Source organism: Criibacterium bergeronii (assembly GCF_001693775.2).
GTDB classification, from domain to species: Bacteria; Bacillota; Clostridia; order Peptostreptococcales; family Filifactoraceae; genus Peptoanaerobacter; species Peptoanaerobacter bergeronii.
The window spans coordinates 1-6,993 of sequence record NZ_MBEW02000043.1 but is presented as its reverse complement, the minus strand read 5'-3'; the positions used below and the strand labels follow the sequence as shown (position 1 = coordinate 6,993).

Below are 6,993 nucleotides of genomic sequence, written 5' to 3'. Positions count from 1 at the left end.
GGTATATACACCGCAAAGATTAAAATCCATTACTAATGAGATTTTTAGACTTGCTAGGGCAAATGTTATAGCAACAGCTATTTATTTTGTAATACTGTTTATAATTAAAGATATAGATTTTTCAAGATTTTTAGTATTTATATTTTTAGTATACAACGTAGCTTTGACATCTTTGCAAAGAATGGCTTTGAGATATACCCTCAGATATTTTAGAGCTAAGGGATATAATATAAAAAATGCCATCCTTATCGGTAGCAGTGATACAGCAATGGATTTTTTGAAAAAGACACAAGAAAATCTATACTGGGGATATAAAATTTTAGCAATATTTGAGGAAAAAATTGACGAAAAAAAACAGGCTAGACTAAAAAAAGAGCACAAATTGAAATATGTGGACAGATATGAGCTGGAAAAGCTAGAGGATTATCTAAAAAAAAGACAAATAGACGAAATAATGATAGGCTTGTCATTAAATGACTACAGCCATTTGCAAGATATTGTGAGGGTTTGTGAGAAATCAGGTGTAAAAACTCAAATAATACCCGATTATATAAAATTTATACCTGCTCAGCCTGAGGTAGAGCAAATAGACGACATCACAATTATAAACATAAGGAAAGTGCCGCTGGAAAATCCAATTAACAAATTTATAAAAAGAAGCTTTGATTTATTCTTTTCGATAATATTGCTAATAGTCTTGTCACCGCTGATGCTTATAGTAGCCATACTTATAAAATTAGACAGCAAAGGACCGGTTTTTTTTATACAAGAAAGAATTGGATATAACCGCAAAAAATTTAATATGTATAAGTTTCGCTCAATGACAGTCCAAGACAAGAATGAGGAAAAGTCTAAATGGACAGTAAAAAATGACGACAGAAAGACAAAAATAGGAGCATTTATCAGAAAAACCAATATAGACGAATTACCTCAGCTATTTAATGTGATAAAAGGCGATATGTCGCTAATCGGACCTAGACCGGAAAGACCATTTTTCGTAGAAAAATTTAAGGAGCAAATACCAAAATACATGGTAAAACACCAAGTACGCCCTGGAATTACAGGACTAGCTCAGTCACTAGGCTACAGAGGAGATACCTCCATCACAAAAAGAATAGAGTATGATATATTCTATATAGAAAACTGGACCTTGAGCTTGGATATAAAAATAATACTTTTGACAATGAAAAATGCCTTTAAAAACGCATATTAAAAATATATGTCATAAGATGGGGTATAGATATAGTGGGGCATATCCTATATGTGTAAAATAATATGTAATAAATAAAAATATGTAATAAATAAAAAGCTTGCATATACTTTGATATATGCAAGCTTTTTTGTCATGTGGTAAATTTATTTCAATGTTTTATTAACTGAAATTAGTGTTCCAATTCAACTACATCTTCGACTGCGTCTAGGATTTTGTCATTTAGTAGTAATTCAGTAACTTTATCTAATTCTTTATACATTTCGATTTCGCTATCAAATTCGATGAATTTTGTAGCACTTCTGATTACGTCATAGGCTTTTTGAGTAGCTGGAGCTAGTTTGAAGTTTTCTTCTTTTCTAAAGTCTATTGCTTGGCAAGCCGCCATCATTTCTGTAGCAATTACTCTTGTAGAGTTTTTAACTATGTCTCTTGCTGTTCTAGCAGCTATTGTTCCCATGCTTACTAGGTCTTCTTGGTTGGCAGAAGATGGGATAGAGTCTACTGATGCTGGATGTGCAAGTATTTTGTTTTCGGATACAAGTGCAGCTGCTGCGTACTGAGTAATCATGTAGCCTGAGTTTAAGCCGCCATGTTTAGCTAAAAATGCTGGTAGGTCATTTAATTGGTGATTGATTAATCTTTCTAGTCTTCTTTCTGATACGTTAGCTATTTCAGCAGCACCTATTCCTAGGAAGTCAAATGGTTGTGCCATTGGTTCGCCGTGGAAGTTGCCTCCGGAGATTACGTCTCCTTCTTTTGTAACGATTGGGTTGTCTGTAACTGAATTGATTTCTATTTCTACTTTTTTAAGTACATAATCTATTGTGTCTTTGTTTGCTCCATGGATTTGTGGTACGCATCTTAGTGAGTAAGCGTCTTGTACTCTTAGTTGTGCTTGGTGAGTGGTGTATGTGCTGCCTTCTAGTAATTTTAACATATTTCTTGCTGTTGCCATCTGTCCTGCATGAGGTCTGATTTCGTGTAGTCTTGGGTCATAAGCGTCAGGTATGCCTCTAAGAGCTTCTACTGTAAGTGCAGCGGATATGTCAGCTAGTTTTAATAATTTTACTGCATCGTAAGTTGCAAGTGCACCAATTGAGGTAAGAACTTGTGTGCCGTTGATTAATGCAAGTCCTTCTTTAGCTTGAAGATTTATTACTTTTATGCCGGCTTTTTCCATAGCGTCTTTTCCGCTAAGTCTTTCGCCTTTGTATTCAGCCTCGCCAAGTCCTAACATAGGTAATACCATATGAGCTAGTGGAGCAAGGTCTCCGGATGCTCCTAGTGAACCTTTTTCAGGGATTAGTGGGTGAACGCCTTTATTTAACATATCTATTAATGTGCCAATAGTTTCTTTAGATATTCCTGAGTAGCCTTTTGATAATGAATTTATTCTAGTAAGCATTATAGTCCTTACTACGTCTGTTTTAAGTAGTTCACCATAGCCGCAGCAATGAGAACGAATAAGATTTTCTTGCAATTGTCTTGTATCCTCTTTGGATATGCTTACGTTGCAGAATTCTCCAAATCCTGTTGTAACTCCGTAAACTACTTTTTCATTAGTAACGATGTCTTCGATTATTGCTTTAGATTTTGCTATGTTCTGTTTTGCATCTTCGCTTAGAGTTATTTTAGCTCCAAATCTTGCTACAGCAACAACTTGGTCAATGGTAAGGTCGTTGCCGGTAATTACTACTTCTTTGATTTGTTTAACTGATTTCATATTTTCTCCTTATGACATAAATTTTATTATTAAAATTTAAGTAATCAAAAAACATTATATGAATATGTAGGATAACATATAAATGCCTTGGAATAACGTTTGCATATATATTGTAAAACTACTTCGTCAAATAATCGTCTATATTTTTTTATTATTTTTTAAATTTTATGTCTAAAAATTATTTTTTAAAAATTATTTTGAATTAAGGCTAGACTAATAATTAACAATTTTGTAATTTTATCTTTGATGTGGTATAATATAGCCTACATGGTTTATTAAACTTAGTTATCAGCCTTTAAAGGATTTTATATATGAACTTAAATACATCATTTTCTCGTGTGTCAATCTTAGTGAGTTTATCTGCACTGTTTTGTATTGTTGGTGCATATATTCCATTTTTGAGTTTTTTAAATTTATTTGTTGGCGGAATATTTTTAGTTATTGGACTTTTTTCTGCTACTATTTCTATTTCAGTGATAGCAATTTTGGCGTTTTTTCTTTTATGTTTTATGTTTTTGGGGTTTTTAGGAGCGGTGCAGGGGTTATTTACTTTTGCACTCCCCGGTATTGTCATGGGATATTTTATGCAAAAATTTGATGATGATACTCCATTTTTTGCAGGGATTGTAGTCAACTGTATAGGCTTTTTTGTGATGTTAAATATTTTAAAATATATTAGTGGTGCGGATTTTATTACTACTTATGAGCAGGCATTAAATGAGTCGGTGGCTATGCTCAAGAATATGAATATGCAGGGGACTGTAACTAATGAATTTTCAGTCACAAGATTAATACAGAGCATGAAATATTATTTTCCGGCAATAATCATTATTATTTCGATTGTGCAAGCGACATTTACAAAATATATAGGTTTATTTTTAAATAGCAAAATTAACTCTCAAAATAAAGTTAAGTCGATTTCTTTTACTTCGTTTAACATTCCTGAAGGGACTGGGATTAGTCTTTTGGTGCTTGCGTTATTTTTGTACGCACTGTCATTTTTAAATCTTATCACAAAAGATTATGCTGATAGGCTGGTTTTAAATGTTTTTTATGTGACGATGGGGCTTTTACTAATTCAGGGGTTGGCAGTATTATTTTATGTAATTGGTACTTTAAAAGGGTATAAGAGGACTATAGCTGTTGTTGGTGTAGCGGTATTTTTTGTTTATATAGTATCTGCACTTCCGATACTGGGTATTCTTGATTTATTTCTCGATATGAGAGGAAATAGATTTAGGAGGAGTAAATGAAGGATAAAATAAAGTTTAATTTCCCTGAAGTCAATATATATATGGCGTTTATTTTTACGCTTTGTCTTATAATTTCATATTATGATTTTATAATTGGTATATTCACGCTACTTATATTGATATATATATTCTATTTTAATGCAAGGATAATAAGGCTAAAGGCATCAAGCCTAATGGTCAATCTTAGAAATTTAAGTATTGATATGGACGAAACGGCAAAGCAGACTTTGCTTGAGTTTCCTGTGGCTATGGCGATAGTGGATGAACACACTAATATTATTTGGAGCAATCCAATAATTTATGGTATGCTAAAAAGAGATAATCTTATTGGTACAAAATTGTCAGAGTATCTTTGTGACATAAACTTCTCTTATTATTTTGGCAGTGAGCAAGATGAGCTACACGTTGCTGAAGGATATAGAATTGGTCATGGTTACTACGATATTAGAATTATAAAGCTACCTATTCAAAATGGCTTAGAAAAAAAATATATAATTTATTTCTTTGACGTAAGTAAACAAATTGAGCTAAAGGAAGTGTATGATAACTCTAAGCCTGCGGTTTTGTCTATACAAATTGATGGCTATGATGAGGTTATGAACTCCACTCCGGATGATTTTAGACCTCTTATGCAGTCAGATGTTGAAAGAAGGGTAAGGCTATATATTGAGCAAAAAAATGGTATCTTTACAAAGAGGTCAAGCAGTAAATTTTTAGGGATAATTACTGATTTTGATTTGAGAGAAATGGAAAACAGCAAATTCTCTATCTTAGATGATGTAAGAGAGATTGATTTTTCCAATACTGTACCGGTAACGTTATCAATTGGTGTTTCTAGCTTTGAAAGCAATTTGATTGAGACCAACAAAAATTCGCTTGCGGCATTAGAGATTGCATTAGGCAGAGGTGGAGACCAAGCTGTATGCAAGATTGATGGCAAGACTGTATTTTATGGTGGAAAATCAAAAGAAGTAGAGAAAAAAACTAGAGTAAAAGCTAGAATAGTTGCCCATGGTATTAAGGATTTGGTTGAGAGTGCGTCAAATGTGCTTATCATGGGGCACGCTTATCCTGACTTAGATGCTATAGGTTCATCCATAGGCGTACACATGATTTGCAAAATGCTCAATAAAGACTCACATATTATTCTTGATAATTCAAATGCGTCTATTGAAGAGCTATATCAGGATATAATAGCTCAAGAGGGCTATAAAAATGTTTTTGTGTCACACCAAAAAGCGGAAAATATGGTAGGTGATGACACCGTACTATTCGTGATGGATACCCATAGACCAAGTAGTACGGAGTATCCTGATATAATTTCAAGAGTAAAAAGAGTAGTTTTAATCGACCATCATAGGAGAGGAATAGAATTTTTGGATGACGCATTTATTTCCTACCACGAAACCTATGCCTCATCTACCTGCGAAATGGTAACAGAGCTATTACAGTACATCAAAGAACCGGCAAACCTAGACGTTGTTACAGCCAATTCACTACTTGCCGGCATAACTCTTGATACGAAAAACTTTTCATTTAAAACCGGAGTTAGAACCTACGAGGCAGCGGCATTTTTGAGGCGTAATAATGCAGACCCGGTAAGAGTGAAAATGTATTTCAGACGTGACTATGAAAGCTTTATAACCAATGCAAACAGTGTTAAAAATGCTGAAATAGTAGATAATATTTATGCTATATCAAAATCGGACAAAAAAATAGCAAATACATCATTAATCGCATCTCAAATAGCAGATGAGCTATTAAATATCCAAGGAGTAGAGGCATCATTTGTAGTAATGCTAAGACCGGACAACGTGGTTCACGTTTCAGCAAGGTCACTAGATAAGATTAATGTGCAGCTTATAATGGAAAAACTGGGCGGTGGAGGTCATATCGATACAGCCGCCACACAAATAAAAGGAAAGTCAGTAGAAGAAGTAACTCAAATGCTCAAGGAAATACTAGCTTCCATAAAATTGGAAGAAACTGAGCAAAAAATTAAAACAAATTAGGAGGAGCATCATGCAAGTAATACTATTAAAAGACATAAAAGGAACAGGCAAAAAAGGAGATTTAAAAGAAGTAGCAGATGGCTATGCAAGAAACTATATGTTCCCAAGAGGTTTGGCTGAAGAGGCAAGCAAGACCAATTTGAATTTATTAGCTCAAAAGAAAAGCTCAGATACATTTAAAAAACAGACACAAGAGGCAGAGGCACTAGAAATAAAAAAACAATTAAAAGATTTTACACTGCTTATCAAAGCTAAAGCCGGTGAAGAAAACAAGCTATTTGGTTCAATTACATCAAAGGATATTGAGCAAGAACTATTAAGTCAAAAGGGATTAAGTATAGACAAGAAAAAAATAGATTTAAAAGAGCCTATCAAGACTTTAGGCAGCTTTAGTGTGGATTTGAAATTATTTACAGGAGTAACATCAACACTAAAAGTTGTAGTGGAGGCATTATAATTTTTAATGGATGCAGAAAATAAGATAAATAGTACGCCAAATGACATAACCATATCAGTAGACGCGGAGCGTTCCGTACTTGGAGCAATCTTGGTTAACAATGATACAATAATTCCTGTATCATCAGTAATAAAAGCAGAAGACTTTTATGAAGAGGCTCACAGAATTATCTATACAGCAATGCTGGACGTCTATACCAAGAGTATGCCGATAGACCTAATAGTCTTATCAGAACAAATAAAGACTATGACAAATATAGAAGAAATTGGCGGAGCGGGATATATTACATCACTGTCTACAAATGTGGATTTTTCAAAAAATGCAGAGTATTATGC

Annotated in this window: 6 protein-coding genes; 5 read left to right on the top strand and 1 reads right to left on the bottom strand. The window is 33.6% G+C overall.

The genetic code is table 11. The features are described 5' to 3' along the window. The coding region (locus tag BBG48_RS10250) for an undecaprenyl-phosphate glucose phosphotransferase (protein ID WP_116170978.1) at positions 1–1,213 on the top strand (1,213 nt) is incomplete at its 5' end. Between the two features lie 169 nt (positions 1,214–1,382). Here BBG48_RS10250 and hutH read toward each other — a convergent pair. After that, positions 1,383–2,936: a histidine ammonia-lyase gene (gene hutH, locus BBG48_RS10245; RefSeq protein WP_068911795.1), complete on the bottom strand. Its 1,554-nt coding sequence runs from the start codon at positions 2,934–2,936 to the stop codon at positions 1,383–1,385. Positions 2,937–3,247: 311 nt separating this feature from the next. Here hutH and BBG48_RS10240 point away from each other — a divergent pair, with 311 nt between their 5' ends. The 4 genes from BBG48_RS10240 to BBG48_RS10225 all read left to right on the top strand — a co-directional run. Then, entirely contained in the window at positions 3,248–4,189 is a 942-nt protein-coding gene (locus tag BBG48_RS10240; RefSeq protein WP_094754340.1) for a DUF2232 domain-containing protein, read from the top strand. Then, positions 4,186–6,201, top strand: a complete 2,016-nt coding sequence (locus tag BBG48_RS10235; protein ID WP_068911789.1) for a DHH family phosphoesterase — start codon at positions 4,186–4,188, stop codon at positions 6,199–6,201. The genes BBG48_RS10240 and BBG48_RS10235 overlap by 4 nt, the downstream gene beginning before the upstream one ends. Positions 6,202–6,211: 10 nt before the next feature. After that, positions 6,212–6,658, top strand: coding sequence for a 50S ribosomal protein L9 (gene rplI / locus BBG48_RS10230; protein WP_068911788.1), 447 nt, complete (start codon positions 6,212–6,214; stop codon positions 6,656–6,658). Positions 6,659–6,664: 6 nt separating this feature from the next. Further along, positions 6,665–6,993 (top strand): DnaB-like helicase N-terminal domain-containing protein (locus BBG48_RS10225; protein ID WP_274541892.1); only part of this gene is annotated, 329 nt, incomplete at its 3' end.